This is a genomic window from Paenibacillus sp. BK033, from assembly GCF_004345425.1.
Lineage (GTDB): Bacteria > Bacillota > Bacilli > Paenibacillales > Paenibacillaceae > Pristimantibacillus.
In genome coordinates, this window is sequence record NZ_SLVP01000003.1 from 54010 (window position 1) to 77777 (window position 23768).

Sequence of the window (23768 nt, forward strand, 5' to 3'; positions counted from 1 at the left end):
GAGCTGGAGGAAGTCAACCATGAGCATGCTTGAAGCGAAAGGAATCTCCCTTTCTTACGGCGGAGCATCGATCTTCGAACAATTAAATCTATCCATCCCCGACGGTAAAATAACCGTTCTAATCGGAAGCAACGGCTGCGGCAAATCAACGCTTCTGCGGGCTTTGTCCAAGCTGCTTAAGCCAACGAAGGGCGAGGTGATGCTTAACGGCAAGGATCTGTCGTCCATGCCGGCCAAGACTGCCGCGAAGCAGCTTTCCCTGCTTCCGCAAGGGCCCGTCGCTCCCGAAGGATTAACCGTGCTGCAGCTGGTGAAGCAGGGGCGTTATCCTTACCAGACCTGGCTGCAGCAATGGTCGAAGCAGGATGAGGAAGCCGTTCAATCCGCCATGCGCGCTACCGGTATCGAAGAGCTTGCAGAGCGTTCCGTCTCCTCCCTCTCGGGCGGGCAGCGGCAGCGGGCTTGGATCGCCATGACATTGGCGCAGCAGACGGGGATTATCCTTCTGGATGAGCCGACCACCTACCTGGACCTGACGCATCAGATTGAGGTGCTTGACCTGCTCCAGGAAATGAACGAGCGGGATGGCCGGACCATCGTGATGGTTCTGCATGACATTAACTTGGCCTGCCGGTATGCCGATCATATCGCGGCCGTGAAGAACGGTGCCATCTACGCGCAAGGATCACCTTCCGAAATCGTTGACGCTTCGATGATCGAGGACGTGTTCCATCTGAAATGCGATGTCATTTCCGATCCGCTGTATGATACGCCGATGATTGTGCCCCACGGGCGGAAGAAAGCGAAGTAAAACCGGGAAGTGAATGGTTCCGAACTTTACACCGGCGCCATTCATTTTTAAAACTATAGAGAGAAGAAAAGGACCTCTGGGGGGTCCTTTTTGCTTTCAAAAAAATAAGGGTTGATGTAGGTATGAATTTGATTAATAATGAAGATTAGACGATTTTTACAAATACAAAATATGTATATTTATGCATACAATCTATTCTGAAAAGGATTATTACCAATGAATTCTCGAAGGCAACTCCTTTTTTTAGTTACCTCCTTTACTATATTGAGCCTTTTAACTTGCTCCAAACTCGTTCTGACTTACTACTCCACGGGGAACGCAACGCAAACGACCCTAGCGAAGCAGTATATGACCATTGCGCAGGATATGGCGGACGGACTGGATAAATCCGCGTATGAACGTTTTCTTCAAACCAAGCAGCCCGATTCCGCAATTATTCAATATCTTGAAGAATACCGTTCGCGGATCCATGCTTTGTACGTTTATACCCTGCTGTTGGACGATACGGATGTGGCCAAGGTGATGTTGTCGGCGGTTCCAACCGAGTCTGCGCTGCTGCCGATCGGCTCTCCTTGCACCGTGCCGCCCAAACAGGTCAATCAGGCGAAAGACGGATTGGAATACTATACCGGCATCATTAAGGATGAGACGCATGGCGTCTATCTGTCCATTGGCGTGCCTATTGTCAGCGAGTCCGGCAAGCTGCTGGGCGTGATGGCCATCGATATTGATGCCAGCCAGCTGGAATCCATCAGCCAAGAGGTCATTAACAGCAACAAGGTTGTCTTCACCATTGACATTCTTTTTGCCATAATTCTGCTGCTCGCCTTCTTTGTTCTGAGAAAATGGCATAAGACGCGGCTCAAGCAGGATCTTTACGAATCCGAGCAAATATATATTTCCGAAATGGGAAAAGTCATCAACTCCATCAAATCCAGCCGTCATGACCGGATGAACCATCTGCAGGTGCTTCACGGCTTGCTGACCCTGAAGAAGTACGACAGGGCAACGGAATATTTGAAGGAGCTGGCAGCCGACTCCAAAGCCCTTGATCTCTCGATGAAAATCAATAACCCCGTTATTTTGATCTTGTTCCAGAGCAAATGGGAGCTGGCGCAATCCAAAGGCATTGAGATGCAGTTTGAAACCGATACCGATGAATTCAGCAAAATTGAATCGATGGATCTGGTTAAAATATTTTCGAACCTGCTAGACAATGCCATTGAAGCTGCCGAGGTTTACGAAGGCAAGCTGCCGCGGCGAATACTCGTTGCCTCCCGCTCCAAAAGCGCCAAAACGGTCTATACGGTAGAAAATCCGGCGATATTGACGGCCAAGGATCAGAAGCACTTGTTCCACACCGACGGATACACAACCAAGACCAATCCAAACGCGATGCGGGGCAACGGGCTGTCGATTATTACGAAGACGGTTCATAAATACAACGGCGATATCCGCTTCCGTTACGAGAACGAAACGGTAAAAATTCAAATTACGCTATAAGCAAAGAAGAGGACCTTCCGTTGAAGGTCCTCTTTGCTCTTATTTTTTCCGCTGACGAAGCTCCTGGTTCTGGCGGATTTTCCCTTCCATCCCCTGCTCGGTCGCTTTGTAGATCGTTACGCCTTTTAAGTTATCCGGCAAATATTGCTGATTCACGTAATGGCCGGGGTAATCATGCGGATACTTGTAGCCCTCGTGGCCAAGCTGCTGGGCACCCTTGTAATGGGTATCCCGCAGATGAAGCGGCACCTCGGCTTGTCCCGCACCCTCGATTACGGACATCGCTTTGCCGATCGCAACCGCTGCCGCGTTCGACTTCGGACTCTCGACGGCAAACAGGATGGCTTGGGCTATATTGTACTTCGCCTCCGGCCAGCCGATCTTATGGTACGCATCCATCGCGGTTACCGCCTGCACCATCGCCTGCGGATTGGCAAGACCGATATCCTCGCTGCAGGCCACGATAAGCCGGCGAAGAAAGGTCATCGGATCCATGCCAAGCTTCTCGACCGCGTACAGAAACCAGAACAAGGCCGCATCGCTCGAGCCCCGGATACTCTTATGGAACGCCGAGAGCACATCGTATTGCGTAGACGTATCCGCCCGGACGGTTGGCTTCCGGATCGATTCCTGCGCCACGTCCATCGTGATCCGGACCGAGCCGTCCGGCTCCGAAGGCGTTGTGACCGCTGCAAGCTCCAGCGCATTCAGCGCGCGACGGATATCGCCGCCCGCCATAGCCGCGATATGCCTCAGCGCTTCTTCCTCGGCATGCAGCGTCATAAAGCCAAGCCCGCGGTCCTTGTCCGTCAAAGCCCGCTTCATGGCCTCCAGCGCGTGCTTCTCATTAAGCGGCTCCAGCTGGAATAGCGTTGAGCGGGACAGGAGAGCCCCGTTTACATGATGGAACGGATTCTCCGTCGTTGCCCCGATAAATATAATGATCCCCTGCTCAACGGCCGGCAGCAGCGCGTCCTGCCTGGACGTGTTAAACCGGTGAACCTCGTCGAGGAACAGAATCGTTTTCTTTCCGTACATCAGCTTGTTTGTCTTCGCCGTGTCAATGACTTCCCTGACGTCCTTCACCGACGCGTCTACCGCGTTCAGCTTGACGAACTCCCCTGCCGTACGTTTCGAGATAATATTCGCGAGCGTGGTTTTGCCGCAGCCCGGAGGGCCGTACAGCAGAATCGACGATACCTGGTCGCCCTCAATCGCCCTGCGCAGCAGCTTGCCAGCTCCAATGATATGCTCTTGCCCGATATAGTCATCCAGCGTCTCCGGCCGCATCCGGTCGGCAAGCAGTCTTGCCCGCGGCGTCTCCGCCTCCTGATAGGAGAATAAGTCCATTATGAAGTCACAACCTTTGTACCTGCTTAAATACGATACTATGATGATAGCATACTCGCACATACGTTCGCTACCTTCCGGAAATGGGACTGTTGCCATATTTTTTTGTTAAAACCTAGTTAATTTGTAGGTATTACTATAATGTTTTACTACTAAATTTCCGATATCAGTTACAGGAATATATTTCCTTTGTCATACGCGCAAGGCGAATGGCAAGCATGAGAGGGAACTTAAAGAGATAAAAAACATTAGACAGAGAGAGAGGATAAGGAGAGTTGTGTTTTGTTCAAATCTGTGAAGAGCGAATGGGAATTAGCGGTGTTCAACAGTATTTGGGTCTCTGTGTGGGAGGAAAAAGGCTATGAGCTCGAGCACGCCGCTCAAGTCGTCGAACGGTACCTGGCCGTGGCCGAGGACGGACAATGCGTAGGAACGTCCGAAATCAAGCCTTACCTGCCCGGCCATAACGAGATCGATACGGTCGCTCCTTTCCAACAGCATTTCAAAATCACCGAGGATCCCACCCGCGTAGCGGAAATCGATAAAATCGCAGTCTTGCAACATTATAGAGGACAACAGCCGATCTCGGATTTATTATCTTCCGCCGTATATTGCGCGGAGAAGTATAATTTCCGCTACTTTATATCGCTGCTGGAGCCCGTATTCTACCGCGCTCTACGAATTACCTTCCGTGTTCCAATGGAAAAGGTTGGCGGCAAAACGTACTACAAGGGGGATGACGTCATTCCCGTTATTTTCGACATGGAGTCCATTTACCGCAACAAAGAGGCCTACGAATGGCTGGTCTACCCGGCCGCCCCGCCTGCCCGATCCGCCAGCAGAGCCATGTAAGCATTATAAACCACTGTGTAAAGGTAGAGATCACGACTATGACCAAAGATCAGCTTATACTCGACAAACGGAACCGTTTGTTTGTAAAAATTTTATGGGGACTGCTTGCTCTAGGCCTTCTCGCCGATCTAGGCGCGGGCCTCGGGACGGAAATGATCGTTTTGCTGGCTGTCGTAGGGCTTATCAGCTGCGGCCTCGCAACCTTCATGACTTACAAGCGGATTATGATCCAATACATTATGTATGTCGTCCCGGTCATTCTAACCGCCTTGACGGTGCTGCTGATCGTATCCGATCCGCATCCGATTATAAGCACCTACTTCCTCGTTTACGTCAATATTGCCGTCATGACGCTTTACGCGGATTACAAGCCTATCATCTTCACCGGCGTTCTCGGCATGGGCGTCAGCACGTACATCTTCCTGGATCCCGATTTGCAGCAGCAGTTGTTCCCGAGTGATTCCTTGCTCTACCTGTTCTTATATCTGATCTTTGCGACCGTCGCGCTCTCCTTCTCCGCGAAATTCAGTCAACGGCTGCAGTCCGATGTCACAAACGAGCGGCGCGAGGCGCTCGAAGCGAAGGAGCTTACCGAAAAGGTCGTCGAGAAGCTCAAATCCATGATTCTCATTCTTGGCGAATTCAGCAGCGTTCAGAAAGACACGGTCGAATCGACCGGCCAGATCTCGCGAGAGGTCACCACTACCTTTGCGGAAATGTCCGCTTCCATCGAGAAGCAGACCAGCATGGTGCTTAACGTAAGCGATTCCGCCCACGCGATTGAATCGGCCGTCTCCCATCTTCGCGAAGGCTCCTCGCAGCTGCAGCAGTACTCCGCGGATACGGCCTTGCTGACCGTGGAAGGAAATGAGCTGATCCAGACCTTAACAACGGACGTGAACAGCGTCAAGGCGATTATCGCCCAGACCGTATCCTTGATGGAGCAATTGATTGAGCAGAACGAGCAGGTCAGCTCGATCGTTGACTCGATCCGGGAAATTTCGGAGCAGACGAATCTTCTTTCCCTGAACGCAGCGATTGAAGCTGCCCGTGCCGGCGAGCATGGCCGAGGTTTCGCCGTTGTTGCCGGCGAGGTTCGCAAGCTTGCTGATAACGCGAATATTGCAGCGGGAGAAATTTCGAGCATTCTGAGCACGATCCATACGTCGGTCACAGCCGTCAGCGAACAGGTGCATCTCGGACAACAGGCTGTGGATACCAGCTACGAAGCTTCGCAGCAGGTGGAAACCATTATCAAGCGGATTAACAGCAATACCGAGCAGGTTAAGCGGCAATCCGATACCGTTGGCGAATCCTCCAAGCAGCTGTATGACCGGTACTCCTCTATCTCGGGCGAGATGACGGGTATGGCCGCCATAACCGAGCAGAACATGGCATCCGTTGAAGAGGTTTGCGCAAGCATGGAAACCCAGGATGTGAAGATCGGCCATCTCGTGGAAGGTTACGCGCAGCTGGATGTCTTGATCTCCGAACTTAAGCAATTGGTTGAGCCGACAACCAAATAACGTTGACGGCAACCCGCGAGCGGACTAGCGCTTGCGGGTTTTTCATTTTAGCAGCTCCGTCCATTCATTACTTCCCATAGTAAATCGACAAAAAAATACAAAGCTTGATATAATGATTCAACAACATAGCTGCGGGTGGGCGGAATATTGATATGAGTTTATTTAAGCTGGATTTCTTGAAGAGAAAGAAGAGACAAGAGGATATCCCGGTTCTTTCCGATTTGTTTAATATGTCCTTGTTTGATTTTCGGTCGGACATTTTCCTGCTGTTTGACCGTAACGGACGGCTGATGGAAGCAAACCAGGCCTTTACGAATACATTAGGTTACTCTTTGGAGGAGTTCAAGCAGCTGACCTACGGCTCGCTTTTACCGGACACTCAGCGGCAACGGGCAAAGGAGCACTTTCAAAAGCTGCTGCATGGCGAAATTCAAATCTTTGAAATCCGCGTTCTACATAAAACCGGCCAATTCATCGACTTAACCGTTACCGCTTTCCCTAGAAAGAGGAAGGATGCCGTCGATGGCTTCTACGCCATTGCGAAGGACCTGTCGGACATCAAATTAATGGAGCAGCGATACATATCCTTGCTAAAAAATATGCTCAGCGCTGCCTTTATCATCGATTTGCAGGGCAACATCCTTGACGTGAATGATGCGGCCGTTAAATTAACGGGCTACGACAAACAGGAGCATGTCCACTTTAGTCAATTCGTTAAGCCTGAATACCTTGAGCAAGCGATGGCTTATAATCAGAGGGCACTTGAGGGCGAGACTCTGTCTTTTCAAATATCCATTCTTCATAAAAACGGGCATAGCGTTGATGTCATCACGACCCTCTCCCCGATATTTATGCACGAGCAAATTACGGGCATTATCGGAATAAGCAACGATATCTCGGATGAAACAAGAAACAAGCAATTATTCCAAATCAACAAGCAACGCTACGAATCCCTGTTTGAACAGAACCCCGACGCGATCTCCTATTTTGATTTGAACGGAAACTTTATGGATTGCAACTCTTCCTTGGAACAAATATTAGGCTATTCCAGAGAAGAATTATTATATTCCAACTATAGTCGCTTGATTGCCGAACATGAACGGGATAAAGCCAGACATTATTTCAATCAGGCTCTGCAGGGCACTGTTCAGAGCTATGAACTAGTCTGTCTGCATAAGCAAGGTCATCCGGTCTACATGAAAATGACGAAGCTCCCCATCACGGTAGACAATCGAATTGTCGGAATTTATTCCATCGCCAAAGATGTCACAACGAAAAAACAAGCCGAAAACGCGCTTATCGAAGCTGAGTCCAAATACCGCAGCCTGGTGGAAAAATCGATTGTTGGCGTCTATATCATTCAAAAAAATATGATTCTGTACGCCAATCCTCATCTGATAGACATGCTTGGTTATCAAGAAGCGATTATCGGAATGAGCATTTGGGACATCGTTTATCCGGATGACCACCCGGTTGTAAAACAAAACATTCAATTCCTGTATAACGAATCGGATGCGATCCGTCATCCTCTCCGCGTATTAACAGCGGAAGGGAAATTGCTTGATGTCGAGATGTATTCCAACCGGATCACGTATCAAGGCGCCCCCGCCGTCATTGGTACGGTCCTTGACGTAACGGAGCGGAAAAGAGCCGAGGAATTGAATGCTTTTCTCGCCTATCACGATTCCTTGACCGAGCTGCCTAACCGGAGAAAGTTTGAAGAAATGCTGGAGAAAACCTTGGAGACCGCCAAAACTGCCCGCCGCCAATTCGCGGTCATGTATCTCGACATGGACCGGTTCAAATCCATTAACGATTCATTAGGACATGCCGTTGGGGACCAGCTGCTCATCGCCTTCGCCAAAAGGTTGCGGGAGCAGATCAGGGAAAACGACTTTGCAGCACGAATGGGCGGGGATGAATTCACCGTCATTCTCCCGCAAATCAAGGACAATAATAGCGCAATCGAGGTCGCCAAGCGGATTATCGAGGGAATTCGGGAGCCTTTTTATATCGAGGATTACGAGCTGTTCATTACAACAAGCGTTGGAATCAGCATCTATCCTAACGACGGGGACGATTCTTCAACCCTGATGAAAAACGCCGACTCCGCCCTTTATCGGGCTAAAGGCCTTGGGAAAAACGGCTATCAGATTTTCACCTCCTCGATGAACGTGCAGACCTATAAAATTTTTACGCTCGAAAAGGATCTTCGGAAGGCCATTTCGCGTAACGAGCTGGAAATGTATTATCAGCCCAAGGTGAATATCCATACGGGCGAAATTGTTGGCGCCGAAGCGTTAATCCGGTGGAACCACCCCGAATGGGGGCTTGTATCGCCAAATGAATTTATCCCGATATCGGAAGAAACCGGGTTAATCCTGTCGCTTGGCAACTGGGTGAAGAGGACGGTATGCCGGCAGAACAAGGAGTGGCAGCTAGACGGTCTGAAGCCTATTCCGATCTCGGTCAATGTAACGGCAAAACGGTTTTTGTCCAAAGATATCATGGATACCATTGGGCAAATTTTAGCCGAGACCGGGCTGGAACCCCGGTACCTCGAGATTGAGATTACGGAAACCTCCTTGCTAGAGAATGCGGAAACGGTTATGGATACCCTTGACGGGCTGAACAAGCTTGGGGTTACCATCTCGCTTGACGACTTTGGAACGGGTTATTCCTCCCTGTCTTATCTCAAACGGTTCAAGCATGCAATCGACATCCTGAAAATTGACCGCTCGTTTATTCATGACCTGCATCAAGGCAGCGACGACAACGCCATTATCAGCACGATTATTCAACTGGCACAGCATATGAACATGTCGGTTGTCGCGGAAGGCGTTGAGACCGAAGAGCAGCTTCATATTCTCAAGCTTCTGAACTGCGACCTCGTTCAAGGCTATTTGTTCAGCAGACCCGTGCAAGCAGAAGCGTTTGCCGAATTGCTAAAGCGGGGATTCCTGACTCCCCTTATCAAAGGGGCCGATGCTCCAATTGAAAACAGAAGGGCATATTTCCGGGTTCATCTTCCTCACCCAATCAGTGCTTTAATGACCGTCATCGAGATCAACGGAAGGAGCATTGAGCTTGGCAAAACGGAAATCGTCATCGAAAATATAGGGGCCGGAGGATTGCGATTCTTGTCTTCCATCCAGCTTGCCGTCCATCCGGGAATTCTGTTGGAGATTGAAGCCCAGCTTCTCAACAAAATCTTTAAGCTATACGGCAAGGTTGTCTGGTTGAAGGAGCTGGAATCCGGCATTTATCGCTACGGCCTTGAATTCCAGATCGGCGACAACGATCGAACGCCGTTAACCCGCGTTCTCCATACGTTATCCATGCAGCTCCTGAAGAACCCGATTGTTCCCGGCTGCAGATTCATAAAAGAGGACGGCGTTCAATATTTGCGAGCCTTCATCGACCATCGCTCCCTCTAAGCCTAAAAAAGCACCGCAGGCGAATTCCGCTTGCGGTGCTTTCTGTCCCCTCCCCCGCAGGATCTTTTGGCGGCCTTTGCTTGTGCTTTGCCACCTCTGAATATTGTTCATGCAAAGCACAAGCAACAGCAACAGCAACCGGACGAGGATACTTTTCTGTAAATCCCACCCCAGCATCAACAAAAAAGAAAGGCTGCCCAAAAGGACAGCCTTCCTCTATACTTCTATGCCATGCTTCTCCAAAAGATCCTGCACCACTACGCTTACCATGATAAGACCGGCAACCGGAGGCACAAAGGCGTTGCTCGCGGGCGGCTGCTTCGCTTTGCGGATCTCCGGAGCGTTTTCCGGCACAATGCGCTGCGTCACGTCCTCGCGAGGCTTCTTGGGCAACTCGTCCGAGAAGACCACCTTCACGCCTTTCTTAATGCCGTCCTTGCGCAGCTTCGTGCGTACGACGCGCGCGATAGGATCCGTATGCGTCTTCGAGATATCCGCAACCGTGAATCTCGTCGGATCCATCTTGTTGGCTGCACCCATGCTGGAGATGATCGGAATTTTCCGCTCCAGGCATTCCTTGATCAGATGGACTTTATACGAGATGGTATCCGAAGCATCCACGACATAATCAAGCCTGTAAGCAAACAACTGCTCATACGTCTCTTCCGTATAGAACATCCGCAGCGAGATGACGTCGCATTCCGGATTTATCAGCTTAATCCGGTCGCGCATCAGATCAGCCTTCGGTTGTCCCACCGTTGTGGTGAGCGCATGAATCTGGCGGTTTACGTTTGTAATATCAACAACATCCTTATCGATCAGGATGATCCGGCCTACGCCGGTCCGGGCGAGAGCCTCGGCCGCGATGGAGCCTACGCCGCCGATGCCAAGCACGGCGACGGTACTCCCTCTCATCACGTCGAGGCCTTCCGGGCCAATCGCAAGCTCGGTACGAGAAAATTGATGCAGCATAATTCGTAGCCGCCTCCTAAAAAGAATTGTCACCTAAACAGCCTTATGGCTGTTCGTGATGATTCTTACATCGAAAGCATAAGCTTAAGCTTGCTTGTTGCCCGCAGCAGCCGCTTCCGGCTTAGGCTTCAGAACCGTACGGATATGAAGCTGCTCAAGCTGCGACAGCTCGACCGGAGACGGTGCATCGCAGAGCAGGTCGGTTGCGCTTGCCGTTTTCGGGAATGCGATGGTCTCGCGCAGGTTCGTGCGGCCTGCCAGCAGCATAACGAGACGGTCGAAGCCAAATGCGATACCGCCGTGCGGAGGCGTACCGTAGTCGAATGCGTCAAGCAGGAAGCCAAACTTCTCATGCGCTTCTTCCATGTTGAAACCAAGCGCGCCGAACATTTTCTCCTGAATATCGCGTTTGTAGATACGCATCGAGCCGCCGCCAACTTCGTAGCCGTTCAGAACGATATCGTACGCTTGCGCGCGGATTTGTCCCGGATCCGTCTCGAACAGGTGAAGGTCTTCGTCTTTCGGACGCGTGAACGGATGGTGAACCGCCACGTAACGTTTTGCTTCTTCGTCCCATTCCAGCATAGGGAAGTCAACCACCCATACGAACTTGAACTTGGAGTCGTCGATCAGACCCAGCTCGCGGCCGACCTTCAGACGCAGGTTGCCAAGAACGTCGGCAACAACTTTCGCTTTATCGGCGGAGAATGTCAGGAGGTCACCCTCTTCAACGTTCAGACGTTCAGTCAATGCCGCGATTTCTTCCGGCTTCAGGAATTTAACGATTGGACCTTTCCACTCGCCGTCTTTAATCGTGATCCATGCCAGGCCTTTACCGCCGTAACGGGCAGCGAACGGCTGCAGATCGTCAAGCTCTTTGCGACTCCAATGACCGCAGCCTTTTGCGTTGAACGCCTTCACGACGCCGCCGCTTGCCGCAACGCTTGCGAATACTTTAACGTCGCTTGTCGCAACGATATCGGTAATGTCTTCGATTTCCATGCCGAAACGAAGGTCCGGCTTGTCGGAGCCGTATTTGTTCATGGCATCCGCATAAGTGATGCGTTGGATCGGAAGCTCAACCTCCACGCCAACCGTTTCGCGGAACAGTCGTGCAATCAGCTGCTCCATCATGCCGAGCAATTGATCTTGCGTAAGGAAGGAAGTCTCGATGTCGACTTGCGTGAATTCCGGTTGACGGTCTGCGCGAAGGTCTTCGTCGCGGAAGCAGCGAGCGATTTGGTAGTAACGCTCAATACCGCCGACCATCAGCAATTGCTTGAAGATTTGCGGCGATTGCGGCAATGCGAAGAATTCGCCTTCGTGAACGCGGCTTGGCACCAGGTAATCACGAGCGCCTTCCGGCGTGCTTTTCGTCAGAATTGGCGTTTCAACGTCGATAAAGCCTTCACCGTCAAGGAAGTCGCGGAATACTTTTGCCGCTTTCGAACGAAGCAAGAGCGTCTTGTGCATTTCCGGACGGCGCAGGTCGAGGTAACGGTATTTCAGGCGAAGCGATTCGTCTACTTCGACGCCGTCTTCGATTGGGAATGGAGGCGTCTTCGCAGCGTTGATGACTTCAATCTCCGTCACGCGGATCTCGATTTCGCCCGTTGCCAGGTTTTTGTTAACCGTCTCGGCGTCGCGTTCTACAACCGTACCTTTAACAGCCAGTACGTATTCGTTGCGGGCGCGGTCAGCGATTGCCAAAGCTTCGCCGGAGAAATCAGGGTTAAATACGGTTTGCACGATACCCGTGCGGTCGCGCAGGTCAATGAATAATACCCCGCCAAGGTCACGGCGGCGTTGTACCCAGCCGTTCAGTGTTACTTCTTCGCCAATGTTGGCTTTCGTTAAGGTGCCGCACTGATGAGTTTTCAGCATCATAATGGATGTAACTCCCCTTTATAATTAGTTGGATTTCAGTTCAGAAGCAAGGCTTGCAAGCGCCACTACGCGCTGCTCGCCAGTCGCCATTTCCTTCAACGCAATCTCGCCGCGAGCCAGTTCGTCATCGCCGAGAATAGCCGTATACCGGGCTTGCAGCCGGTCTGCCGACTTCATCTGCGCTTTCATCTTACGACCGAGATAATCGCGTTCCGCGCGAATTCCGGAAGTACGGAGCTCGTAGACCAGTCTGGTTACTTCCCGGTCTGCCGCTTCGCCAAGGGCTACGACATACACGTCAACCTGATGCGCATTATCCAGCTCGGCTTGTTGATGCTCAAGCAGCATGATCGTGCGTTCCAGGCCAAGACCAAGACCTACGCCGGGTTGATCCGGTCCGCCGATTTCGGCTACAAGTCCGTTATAACGGCCGCCGCCGCCAATCGTATCGATAGCGCCGATCCCTTCCGCTTTGTATTCAAATGCGGTGTGGGTGTAATAATCAAGACCGCGAACAAGTCTCGGATTGATGGAGAACGGAATTCCCATATCGGACAGGTACGTTTTAACTTTCTCGAAATGGGTCGTGCACTCCTCATCCAAGCTGTCGAGAATCGATGGCGCATTTTCAAAGCGGGCCTGATCGGTCTTGCAGTCGAGAACGCGAAGCGGATTCCGCTCCATGCGGGACTGGCAGTCCTTGCAGAGCTGCTCGCGCATCGGCATAAGGAAAGCAAGCAGCTTCTCCCGGAAGGCTGCGCGAACCGCAGGCGTACCAACGGAGTTGATCTCCACGCGGACGCCCTTCAGTCCTACTTCCTTGTAGAAGGTATACCCCAGTGCGATAACCTCCGCATCGATCGACGGATCCACCGATCCAAGCGCTTCGATTCCGAATTGGTGGAACTGACGGTAACGTCCGGCTTGCTGGCGCTCATAACGGAACATCGGTCCGATATAATAGAGCTTCGATACATCCGGCTCTCCGTACAATTTGTTCTCGACGTACGAACGGACAACACCCGCCGTTCCTTCCGGACGAAGCGTAATGCTGCGATCGCCGCGGTCCGTGAAGGTGTACATCTCCTTCTCCACGATATCCGTCGTTTCGCCTACGCCGCGTTGGAACAGCTCCGTTGCTTCGAAGATCGGCGTACGAATCTCGCGGAAATTAAAGCGTCGGCAAATATCGCGGGCTTTCTGCTCCGCATACTGCCATCGCTCCACTACTCCGGGCAATATGTCCTGCGTGCCCGGCGACTTTTGAAAAGCCATTGCAAACCCTCCTAAAAAGAATTGTCGCGTTTATTGCGATGATTCTTGCCTCGTAAGCGTAATCCTAAACAATTATCGCGTCTTTGGCGGTAATTCTTACTTCGTAAGCGTAACTGAACTAACCCTTAATCACGCAAAAAACTCCCGCCCCTAACGACATGCCGTTAAAGGCTAATCGTTAGGGACGAGAGTTGAACTCCCGTGGTGCCACCCATATTCCGGACAATCCAGTCCGCTCATTAACGGTTAACGCCCGTTACACGCAGATCGGCTATTGGCAATGATCCCGCGGATCATCCGTTCACCGTCTGTTCTCCGGAAGGTCTATTCATCCAGCCACCATAAAGACGCTTGCAGCCATGGCGCCTATCTCTGGGTACGTGCACGGGATTACTTTGTTCCATCAACGAATCAGAAACTTATATACTGAGTCCTAATTCTAACCGTGTCGACAAAATAAGTCAATAGTCAATCACATTATATCAGTATGCCTCTTTCAGGACAAAAAAAAACCTGCAGCCATCGTTGCAGGTCCAGAAATTATATTTTTAAAAAGGGGGTCGAGATTTATTATAGGATAGCGATGTTAAAAAACCGTTATAAAATCATTACAGTAATATTACAAAATAGTAAGCGGTTCATTTACGAACATTCGGCTTTGGAAGCAAAAAAGCTGCCCGGAAGAGCAGCCTTTCGCTTATGGTAGGTAGACCTACATGCGTCCGCCGGGCTCGCGCCGGTTCGAAGGGAATGCGAAAAATTCCTCCGCCGTCTCCACCTGCTCCTCCAGCCTCGACATTACGATCGCTTCGCGGCGATCCGATTGCAGGAGTCTGCGGGAGGCCCGCTCCACGCCTTGTTCCTTGCGGGATTGATGCATAAATTATGCTCCTCTGCCAACAGATACTTGAGGCCGATTAAGCCATGCCTGTCTCTATTGTTGCCAGCCGAAGCCTATCTTACCCGCGATTTACTGCTTGCTGTCGATAATTAATGTGACCGGTCCCGAATTGACGAGATCGACATCCATCATCGCGCCGAAACGGCCCGTCTCAACGATCAGGCCTGCCGCGCGGAGCAGCTCATTGAACCGGTTGTAGAGCGGTTCCGCCAGCTCCGGACGTGCGGCAGCCATAAAGTTCGGACGCCGCCCTTTACGGCTGTCCCCGTATAACGTGAACTGCGAAATCGATAGAATCTGTCCGCCAACGTCAACGACGGAGAAATTCATTTTCTCGTTCTCGTCCTCGAAGATCCGAAGACCCGCAACCTTATCCGCCATCCAGCGGATATCGTCTTCCGTATCCTCATGCGTAATGCCGACGAGAAGCACAAGGCCATGTTCGATCGCCCCGACGACTTCCCCTTCGATCGTTACGCTTGCCTGCTTGCTGCGTTGTACAACTACCTTCACTGCGGGTAAACCTCCAACTAGCTGTTCATAATGCGCTGAACGGAATAAACATCCTGAACGCGTTTAATTTTCTCTACTACAGAGGATAAATGATCGATATTACGGATGAGCACGGTCATATGAATCATGGCCATTTTGTTCTTCACCGAGCGGCCCGTAACCGCCGAAATATTCGTTTTGCTCTCGGAAACGGCCTGAAGCACCTCGTTGAGAAGCCCCGACCGGTCATGACCCGTTATCTCGATATCCACGCTGTAATTGGATTCAATCGAATCCTCCCATTCCACCTCGATAACGCGGTCCGCTTCTTCGCCATCGGCATTAAACGGAATGTTCTGGCAGTCCATCCGATGGACCGATACGCCTCTGCCGCGGGTAATGTAGCCGATAATCGTATCGCCCGGCACCGGGTTGCAGCAGCGAGCAAATCGGACCAGTAAATTATCGATCCCTTTTACCGTTACGCCGTTAGTCGGACGGTTCTTGCGGTGGCCCGGAGACTTCATCTCCTTCGGCTCGGAGGTCAGCTCAATCAGATTGGATTTCTCCGCTTCCTTGCGGAGCTTCTCGGTTAGGCGGGTGCAAATCTGAGCAGCCGTAATACCGCCAAACCCGATGGCCGACATCATATCTTCAATATCGTTGAAATTGAACTTGCCCGCCACTTCCTGCAGCTTGTCATCGCTCATCCAGGCGGACGGCTCCACGCCCATGCGCTTCAGCTCGCGTTCAAGCAGGTCGCGGCCCTTAGCCACGTTCTCTTCCCGTTTCTCGCGCTTGAACCATTGGCGAATCTTGCTGCGGGCATGGGACGATTGCGCAATCTTCACCCAATCCTGGCTAGGACCGTAGGAATGCTTCGACGTTAAAATCTCGATAATGTCGCCGGTCTTCAGCTTATGGTCGAGCGGCACAATCCGTCCGTTGACCTTCGCGCCAATCGTCCGGTTGCCGACCTCCGTATGGATTCGGTAGGCAAAGTCCAGCGGCACGGAGCCGGCTGGCAGCTCGATGACTTCTCCGCTTGGCGTAAACACGAATACGAGATCGGAGAAAAAGTCCATCTTGAGCGATTCCATAAATTCCGAGGCGTCGCGCGCTTCGTTCTGGAGCTCCATAATTTCGCGGAGCCAGGACATTTTGTCCTCGAAATTATTATTCGGCACAACGGTGCCTTCCTTGTAAGCCCAATGAGCCGCGATACCGTACTCGGAGGTGCGGTGCATATCCCAGGTACGGATCTGCACTTCCGTCGGATCCCCGTTTGGTCCGATTACCGTCGTATGCAAGGACTGGTACATGTTTGCCTTCGGCATTGCGATATAGTCCTTGAACCGTCCCGGCATCGGCTTCCACAACGTATGAATAATGCCAAGTGTGGCATAACAATCTTTAATATTGTCTACGATAATCCGGATCGCCATCAAATCGTAAATCTCGTTAAACTGTTTGTTCTTGACGGTCATTTTCTTGTAAATGCTGTATATATGCTTCGGACGGCCCGATATATCCCCGTCGATGCCCATCTCTTCGAGCTTCTCTTTGATCCGGCCGATTACATCGGAGATAAACAGCTCGCGCTCCGCCCGTTTCTTCTTCATCAAATTCGCGATCCGGTAGTATTGCTGCGGATTCAAATACCGCAGAGCGATATCTTCCATCTCCCATTTAATCGCGGAAATACCAAGACGGTGAGCAATCGGGCAAAAAATTTCCAGAGTTTCGTAGGCAATCCGACGCTGCGCTTCCTCGGATTGGAACTTCAGCGTGCGCATATTATGAAGGCGGTCCGCCAGCTTAATCAGAATAACCCGGATATCCTGCGCCATCGCCAGGAACATCTTCCGGTAATTCTCGTTCTGCTGCTCCTCCTTCGAACGGAACTTGATCTTCTCGAGCTTCGTAAGTCCGTCGACCAGCATCGCGCAGGTTTCACCAAAATTCGCGCGGATGACCTCGAGGTCAACTGTCGTGTCTTCTACCACATCATGCAGCAGCGCTGCAATAATCGACAGTACGTCCATTTGCATATCCACGATAATTTCCGCAACTGCAACAGGGTGAAGAATATAAGGCTCTCCCGATTTGCGCACTTGTCCGTGGTGGGCTTGGTCCGCAAATTCATAGGCTTCCCTGATGCGTACAAGATCCTGTTCTTTTATATAGGCCGACGCCTTTTCGATTAACTGCTCTATGCCCATGAATTGTCCTTTCCGAACGCTTGACTCCGATTCGCGCATTTTCCGAGTTTTCTTAATATTATGCTGGAAGTAGTCATCCGCGTCAACCTGCATCCCTCACCAAATTTCGCGCAAGGAAGCTAAACGGATTGAGCCGGAATGCGAATATGAACACGCGTACCTTCACCTTCGGCACTATTAATCGCCACGCCAAAATCTTTACCGTAATAAAGCTGGATTCTTTCATGTACATTACGGATTCCGTAGCCTACGCGTTCCATTCCTTCGCCGTTAAATATTTGGAAAATCGTATCTTGAGGCATTCCGTTGCCGTTGTCCGCAACTATGAGATGGACATCAGCCCCTTCCAGATATCCCGTTACCTGAATATCGATCTGGTCTCCGCGCCAGGCATGCTCAAGCACATTCTCGACGAAAGGCTGAACAATCAGCTTCACGGTTGTCAGTTCGACAATTTCCGGGGAAATAGTATAGTCGATTCGGACCCGGTCGCCGTATTTAATCTGCTGGATGTCCATGTAAGCACGGACCTGCTCGATTTCCTTGCCGATCGGGATAATAGTCTGCCCTTCATTCAAGGACAGCCGGTAAAACTTGGCAAGGTTCATAACCATTTGATGCTGCTTCTCGACCTGCCCGAATTTGGCCAACCGGCTGATCGAGGAAAGCGTATTATATAAAAAATGCGGATTGATCTGCGCCTGAAGCGTCTCCAGCTCCGCCTCTTTCTTTTTCAAATTTGTCGCATAAACCTCTTCAATCAGGGTTTGCGTCCGTTTGCCCAGCTCATTTAGCGAGGATGCAATCGTCGTAAATTCATCGTTGCCGCTATAATGTATCCGTCGTTGAAAGTCTCCCTGGCGGAAGGATTGAAGGACGGACATCACCTTTAATACCCGCCGTGAAAACGTTCTCGAGACAAAAGTCGCGACCAGCAGAATGAGCACGCAGCTCGCGCTGCAAATGACCAATGTCAGCAGCTTGACCTTCTGCGTATCCTTCTCTAATACCGAGGACGGAACCATTGCCGTGAGACTCCAGTTCAGACCCGGCAGCGGCTGGCGGATGACGAGATAATTTTCGCCTCTCCCCTCATCCCACAATTGCTCCGTCGACTGCTCGGTTGCTCCCGAAGCATACAGAATATTCCGGCTGCCGTCGGTAATAAACAAGGTGCTGCCTGCGCCAATCTTGCGGGAATCTACGCTCTGGAACAAATCGGACAAATAGACGCTGATGCGCGTAAAGCCGATTTCTTTCGGTTTTGCCGACTCCAGATCCACTAATCGCCGGAGCATCGATATCCGGTTATAGCGGCCGTCATCCTCAATCTGCTTCCATTGCAGCGTCTCGCCGTAGTGCTCGACCGGGTAGGATTTGTACCAGGGCTTCTGCGCAATCCGGTTCAAATGAAGCAGGTCAAAAAACTTGCCCTTTATGACAAGAGGATCGATATTTTTGGTGTCGTAATAAACTTCCGGCAATGTCTCGTTGCGCAAATAAACGGTAAGCCACATGCTGCGGTTCGTCGATTCGATGGTCTGCCGGAACTTCGGAAGCAGCAGCTTGGTTGTTGCTTCATAGCTCACCCAGCCTTCCTCGTAATGGAGCAGCTGCTTCGACAAGGTTGTATCGTAATAGAGAAGATCGGATAAACGAACCGTATCCTCCAATTTATAGACGACGTTATCTTCGATTTGCTTTAGCGTCCCCTTAATGGTATTCGTTGTATTGGAACGGATCGAATCCGTCATGATGCCGCTTGCGAAATAGCCAAGCAGAAAAATCGGTATAATGATCAGCATCATATAAGAGATGAGCAGCTTAATGCCAAACGGAATAAACTTGCGGGGATGATTAGTGCCAGTAAGCGGCGTATGCATCATATTAGCGGTGTCTCCTGAATTCGATAGGCGTCATGCCAAAGGTCTCTTTGAACTGTCGGCTGAAATAAGGCATGTAGCGGTAACCTACCTGGTCGGCCACCTCGTAGATCTTCACTTTAGGGTCCTTCAGCAGCTCTCCTGCTCTCTCCATCCGCATCGCAATGACATATTCGCTGAAGCCTACACCCATCTCTTCCTTGAACATCAGACCCAGGTAATTAGGGGAAAAAGCGAACCGGTCCGCCACTTCCTTCAGCGTCAGGGAGCGGTTCAGTTGCTCCTTCATGTAAGCGGTGACTTCTTGAATGAGCTTCGTATGCTTGCCGGGTTCCACGGATGAGGTCTCCTGCTGCGGCTGATAGCGGGGAGCCATGCGTTGGGCTGCCTGACGCCACTGTCTTTCTTCCTCTTGCTTTCTTGAAGCTTCATCCAGCTCTTTCGTTACGTGAACAAGCGCGTCAACCAGCTCGGAATCATCCATTGGCTTCAACACATAGCTGTATGCCCGAAGCGACAAGGCCTGCTTGACGTAATGGAAATCCTGATAACCGCTGACAAATATGACCCGCAGACCCGAGCAGCCTTCGGTCTCCTGCGCCTTTCGGGCAAGCTCCAGTCCGGACATGCTGGGCATATGCACATCCGTAACGAGAATATCGATTCTCCCGTCCTTTAACACCTCGTAAGCATCAAAGCCGTTGTTAACGGCTGCCACAACCTCAAGGCCAAGCTCCGACCAGGGAATAAACAAACGCATGCCTTCCAGGTCAAGCACTTCATCGTCTGCAATCAACACCTTGTACACGAAGCATCTTCCCCCGTTCCCGAAGAGTGTTAAGCCGTGAAACGGCAGAACCGCCCCTATGCATAGGGACGGCGCTGACCGCTTGACCAAATTATACTCCAGCATGAGCCTCGATGTTAATTGCCTTTCATGCTTTTTAAATTTTCCTGCCATTTGGTTGTCTTGTAAGCCAGCAGCTTGTCGTAGCCAATGGCTTCGGCATCCTTCTGCGCTTTATCGAGGATGGCGAGCACCTCTTCGTCACTCTTCGCATACAGAGCCTTCGCTCTTGCTTCCTTGTAGAGCTCCTCGAAGGTTTGGGCGATAATGCCCTCTTCGGAATCCGGCGCAGGCGCCAGGTTAATGAATTCCGTTGCGTTCTTCTGCGTTTTCCAGGTAATCGCATTTTGCCAGCGCGCTTCCCAGGATTGCTTCTCTTCCGGCAGCGTCAGCTCGAATTTCATTTTGGACGTATCGATAAAGACGGTGTTGCCGTTCCATTGGAAGTTAACCGTTGCGTCCATCATTTTCGTGCGCCCTTCTACGTCGGAGGTATAAGCATCGGTAAAGATCGGCGATCCGTCCGCATCCGTGCCCTTCCAGTAGATGCCTTCAGGACCCCAGAACAACGTTCGAGTGCCTTCAGGACCGGTCAGGTAATCGAGAAAAGCGAAAATTTTCTCTGGATCTTTGGCCGATTTCGTAATGACGCTTACGTTCCAGCCCAGCTGCGTGTAAGTACCTGCCCAAATTTTATTCTTATCGAGACCTGCCTTATGGACCGGCCAGATCATCATGTAACCCGAATTCGGATCCTTCTTCTTCAGCTCGGAATCGCCAACTGCGCCATATTCCGTAGGGCTGGCGCCGGCGAATACGGCAGCCGTTCCGTTATAGGCCTGCTCCTTCACTTGATCCTTCGTTTGCGTCAGGGCATCCGGGGTCATCAGCTTCTCGCGGAACAGCTTGCTGGCGAACTGCATCGACTCGCGGAAGACGGGATCCAGGAACAGCGAAGTCAGCTTGTCGCCGTTTGGCACGGCTCGGTTCGATACATAAGCCGTCGAGTAATCCTCTCCGAATGCGGAGTACAACACATCAAGTCCTTGGCCGTCAATCGCCAAATCCGGGTTAAAAGGCGTTACGTTAGGATATTTCTCTTTGACCATTTTCAGATAGTTGTAGAAATCATCGGTTGTTTCGAGTGCCGGTTTGCCGAGCTCCTCATAAATCTTCTTATTTACGAGGTAACCTGCGTTGCCGTTAGGCTGGGACGTATACCAGTTCGGGAACTGATAGATCTTGCCGTCCTTCGAACGCAGCATATTGATCGCCTCTTCGCCGACCCACTTCCTGAAGTTCGGATATTTATCGAGATAATCGTCGAAAGGAACCAGCATGCCCGCTTCGCGCAGCTTCTCGACATCCGCCCCGCGGTCCAACCAGATGACATCCGGCAGCTCTCCGGAAGCAATCATGGTATTCAGCTTCTGAGCCGCATTGCCGCCAGATTGAACCGGCGTAATATCGACCTTCATGTTGTCTTTAATCCATTTGGTTGCCTCGTCCCCGCCCCAAGCGGGCATCGAATACCAGTCGTAATGCCCGTAGAATGAAAACTTCAGCGGTTCACTGCCAAGCTTCCATGCTCCCGAATCGGCAGCCGTGTTCGCGGGCGTTTCGCTTTCGGCCGGCTTCTGGCTGTTGGTCGCTGCCGGTTCGTTGTTTGTCTTGTTCCCGTTATTGCCGGAGCATCCCGTCATTGCCAATGTGATCGCCATTACGCTTGCTAGTCCAATCGTTGCCGACTTCCTCCATCTGCTCATGTTACTATTACCCCTCTCTCCCATGCTTTTAATTATGTTCAGCGGAAGCGGATTTGTCGATCCGTGCTGCCGGGCAAGCCGTATCCGTTTCACGTTGAAAACGCTGGTCGGGCTTAAACTCCCTATTCCTTCAAAGAGCCTACCAATACCCCTTTTACGAAATACTTCTGCACGAACGGATACACGGCGATAATCGGGATGGTAGCCACCATCATCGTAGCCATCGAAAGCGATTTGCTGGTCACGCTTTTCATCGAGCTAAGCCTGCTCTGCGAAGCGGAATCCAGCTGCGAGAACTGCTCGCTCATAATATTGGAATTCAGAATCTGCTGCAGCATCGTCTGAATGGGAATAAGCTTTTCCTTCGTAATATAGAGACTTGGATAAAACCAGTCGTTCCAGTGGCCAACAGCGGTAAATAAAGCAAGCGTAGCGATGACGGGACCGGATAACGGCAGAATGATGCGAAAAAACGTTGCCCAGTAGCCGCAGCCGTCAATTTGCGCCGATTCCTCTAGACCTTTGGGGAGTCCTTGGAAGAAGGTGCGGAATATAATCATGTTCCATACGCTAATCAAGCCCGGGACGATAAAGACAAGAAAGTTATCCATCAAGCCAAGTCCGCGAATCAGCAGAAACGTCGGGATAATGCCGCCGCTGAAGTAAAGCGTGACGATGCAGGCGATCATATAAAACTTGCGGCCGATCAGCTCGCGCTTGGTCATGCCGTAAGCGAATATGGCGGTAAACAGGATAGAGCAGGCCGTACCGATCACCGTCCGCATGACGGAGACATAAAAACCGTTAATGATCCGTTTATCCTGGAAAACGATTTCGTAGTTATCGACCGTAAACGCCCTCGGCCAGAAGGTGACGCCGCCAAGCGCCGTATCCATGCCCTTGTTAAACGAAATTACCGCAGCGTTCCAGAACGGATAAAAGGTAAAAAAGGCGATGACGGTCAGGCAGATATAGACGAAGATCGATAAGCTTCTATCGCTTAAGCTGGATTTGATTCTCATACGCGGGCGGTCCTCCTTATGCGATTATGCGATTGCCTTACCATAAGCTGTTGCCGGTTCTTCTTGCCAGAAGATTGGCAAAGGTGAGCAAGCCGACGCTGATGACTGCCTTGAACAATCCAACTGCCGTCGCGTAAGAGAAACGCTGCCCCGTTATCCCCGTTCTGTACACGTAAGTATCCAGCACATCCGATACGTCTCTTAGAACCGGATTAACCCCGAGAAGGAGCAGATCCTCAAAGCCCGCGCTAAGCAGATTGCCGATTGCGAGAATAAGGAAGATAATGACGACCGGCATGATCGTTGGAATCGTAATCATGAATATTTGCTTGAACCGGCTTGCTCCGTCGATGGAAGCCGCTTCGTACATGTTGGGGTCAATGCCCGCAATCGCGGCCAAGTAGACAATGGAGCTGAAGCCGATTTCCTTCCACACTCCCGTGGTGACGATTATCGTCCAAAAGTATTCGGGAATGGACAAGAAGCTGATCGGTTCTTTGACGAGATGCACGGACTGGAGCAGGATATTCAGGCTGCCGTTCTCCACCGACAGGATCGACATCGCAAAGCCCGATACGATAACCCATGATAAGAAATGCGGCAAATAGCTCACCGTCTGCACAACGCGCTTGAAGTACATGTTCTTTACCTCGTTCAGCATAAGCGCCAGAAGGATTGGCGCCGGAAAGCCGAACAACAGCTTCAATACGCTGATGATGATCGTATTTCGCATCACCCGCTCAAACTCGGGGGCGTGGAAGAACATTTCGAAATGCTTGAATCCCACCCATGGGCTATCCAAAAACCCTTTAAAGATGCTGTAATCCTGGAAAGCGGTCAGTACGCCGTACATCGGTATGTAGCTGAATACGAAAATAAGCAGAAGCGCCGGAATAACCATCAGCTGCAAATCCCACTGCTTTATGAACCGCGTAAGCTTGGATTTGCGCTTTAGCGCATGTTGTTTCTCTGCTACGGCTGCGGTGATCTCTGTCATTTGCCTTCCCCCTAAAAAGAATGGC

17 protein-coding genes are annotated in these 23768 nt (G+C 51.2%); 5 read left to right on the forward strand and 12 right to left on the reverse strand.

Annotated elements, in window-relative coordinates; translation table 11 throughout:
• Window positions 1-19 precede the first annotated feature (19 nt).
• Complete coding sequence (locus EV294_RS12550; RefSeq protein WP_132307218.1) at window positions 20-811, forward strand: ABC transporter ATP-binding protein; 792 nt, start codon at window positions 20-22, stop codon at window positions 809-811.
• 348 nt (window positions 812-1159) lie between these two features.
• A complete protein-coding gene (locus tag EV294_RS12555; RefSeq protein ID WP_243711651.1) occupies window positions 1160-2314 on the forward strand; it encodes a GHKL domain-containing protein in 1155 nt (384 codons plus the stop codon).
• 39 nt (window positions 2315-2353) lie between these two features.
• On the opposite strand, the gene EV294_RS12560 is transcribed toward EV294_RS12555, so the two are convergent.
• The gene (locus EV294_RS12560) at window positions 2354-3664 is read right to left on the reverse strand and encodes a replication-associated recombination protein A (protein ID WP_132307220.1); all 1311 of its coding nucleotides are present in this window, start codon (window positions 3662-3664) and stop codon (window positions 2354-2356) included.
• 282 nt (window positions 3665-3946) lie between these two features.
• Between EV294_RS12560 and EV294_RS12565 the strand changes: the two genes are divergently transcribed.
• From EV294_RS12565 to EV294_RS12575, 3 genes are all read left to right on the forward strand, one after another.
• The gene (locus tag EV294_RS12565; RefSeq protein WP_132307221.1) at window positions 3947-4516 is read left to right on the forward strand and encodes a GNAT family N-acetyltransferase; all 570 of its coding nucleotides are present in this window, start codon (window positions 3947-3949) and stop codon (window positions 4514-4516) included.
• Window positions 4462-6042: a methyl-accepting chemotaxis protein gene (locus tag EV294_RS12570; RefSeq protein ID WP_243711652.1), complete on the forward strand. Its 1581-nt coding sequence runs from the start codon at window positions 4462-4464 to the stop codon at window positions 6040-6042. Before EV294_RS12565 ends, EV294_RS12570 begins: the two co-directional genes overlap by 55 nt.
• A gap of 152 nt (window positions 6043-6194) precedes the next feature.
• Window positions 6195-9479 (forward strand): PAS domain S-box protein, encoded by a 3285-nt coding sequence (locus EV294_RS12575; RefSeq protein WP_132307222.1) that lies wholly within the window; start codon window positions 6195-6197, stop codon window positions 9477-9479.
• A gap of 216 nt (window positions 9480-9695) precedes the next feature.
• On the opposite strand, the gene EV294_RS12580 is transcribed toward EV294_RS12575, so the two are convergent.
• From EV294_RS12580 to EV294_RS12625, 11 genes are all read right to left on the reverse strand, one after another.
• Complete coding sequence (locus EV294_RS12580) at window positions 9696-10451, reverse strand: tRNA threonylcarbamoyladenosine dehydratase (protein WP_132307223.1); 756 nt, start codon at window positions 10449-10451, stop codon at window positions 9696-9698.
• 84 nt (window positions 10452-10535) lie between these two features.
• On the reverse strand, window positions 10536-12338 hold the full coding sequence (gene aspS, locus EV294_RS12585; RefSeq protein WP_132307225.1) for an aspartate--tRNA ligase: 1803 nt from the start codon (window positions 12336-12338) through the stop codon (window positions 10536-10538).
• Window positions 12339-12362: 24 nt separating this feature from the next.
• Window positions 12363-13613: a histidine--tRNA ligase gene (gene hisS / locus EV294_RS12590; protein ID WP_132307227.1), complete on the reverse strand. Its 1251-nt coding sequence runs from the start codon at window positions 13611-13613 to the stop codon at window positions 12363-12365.
• A gap of 712 nt (window positions 13614-14325) precedes the next feature.
• Window positions 14326-14493: a hypothetical protein gene (locus tag EV294_RS30275; protein WP_165930673.1), complete on the reverse strand. Its 168-nt coding sequence runs from the start codon at window positions 14491-14493 to the stop codon at window positions 14326-14328.
• 90 nt (window positions 14494-14583) lie between these two features.
• Window positions 14584-15027 (reverse strand): D-aminoacyl-tRNA deacylase, encoded by a 444-nt coding sequence (gene dtd, locus EV294_RS12595; protein ID WP_132307229.1) that lies wholly within the window; start codon window positions 15025-15027, stop codon window positions 14584-14586.
• 17 nt (window positions 15028-15044) lie between these two features.
• Entirely contained in the window at window positions 15045-17228 is a 2184-nt protein-coding gene (locus tag EV294_RS12600) for a RelA/SpoT family protein (protein ID WP_132307231.1), read from the reverse strand.
• A gap of 119 nt (window positions 17229-17347) precedes the next feature.
• On the reverse strand, window positions 17348-19114 hold the full coding sequence (locus tag EV294_RS12605; RefSeq protein WP_132307233.1) for a sensor histidine kinase: 1767 nt from the start codon (window positions 19112-19114) through the stop codon (window positions 17348-17350).
• Between the two features lies 1 nt (window position 19115).
• The gene (locus EV294_RS12610; RefSeq protein ID WP_132307235.1) at window positions 19116-19919 is read right to left on the reverse strand and encodes a response regulator transcription factor; all 804 of its coding nucleotides are present in this window, start codon (window positions 19917-19919) and stop codon (window positions 19116-19118) included.
• Between the two features lie 116 nt (window positions 19920-20035).
• On the reverse strand, window positions 20036-21724 hold the full coding sequence (locus EV294_RS12615; protein WP_132307237.1) for an extracellular solute-binding protein: 1689 nt from the start codon (window positions 21722-21724) through the stop codon (window positions 20036-20038).
• Window positions 21725-21846: 122 nt separating this feature from the next.
• The gene (locus EV294_RS12620) at window positions 21847-22746 is read right to left on the reverse strand and encodes a carbohydrate ABC transporter permease (RefSeq protein WP_132307239.1); all 900 of its coding nucleotides are present in this window, start codon (window positions 22744-22746) and stop codon (window positions 21847-21849) included.
• Window positions 22747-22783: 37 nt separating this feature from the next.
• Window positions 22784-23743 carry an ABC transporter permease gene (locus EV294_RS12625; protein ID WP_132307241.1) on the reverse strand — a complete coding sequence of 320 codons (960 nt, stop codon included), beginning with the start codon at window positions 23741-23743 and terminating at the stop codon, window positions 22784-22786.
• Between the last annotated feature and the right edge of the window lie 25 nt (window positions 23744-23768).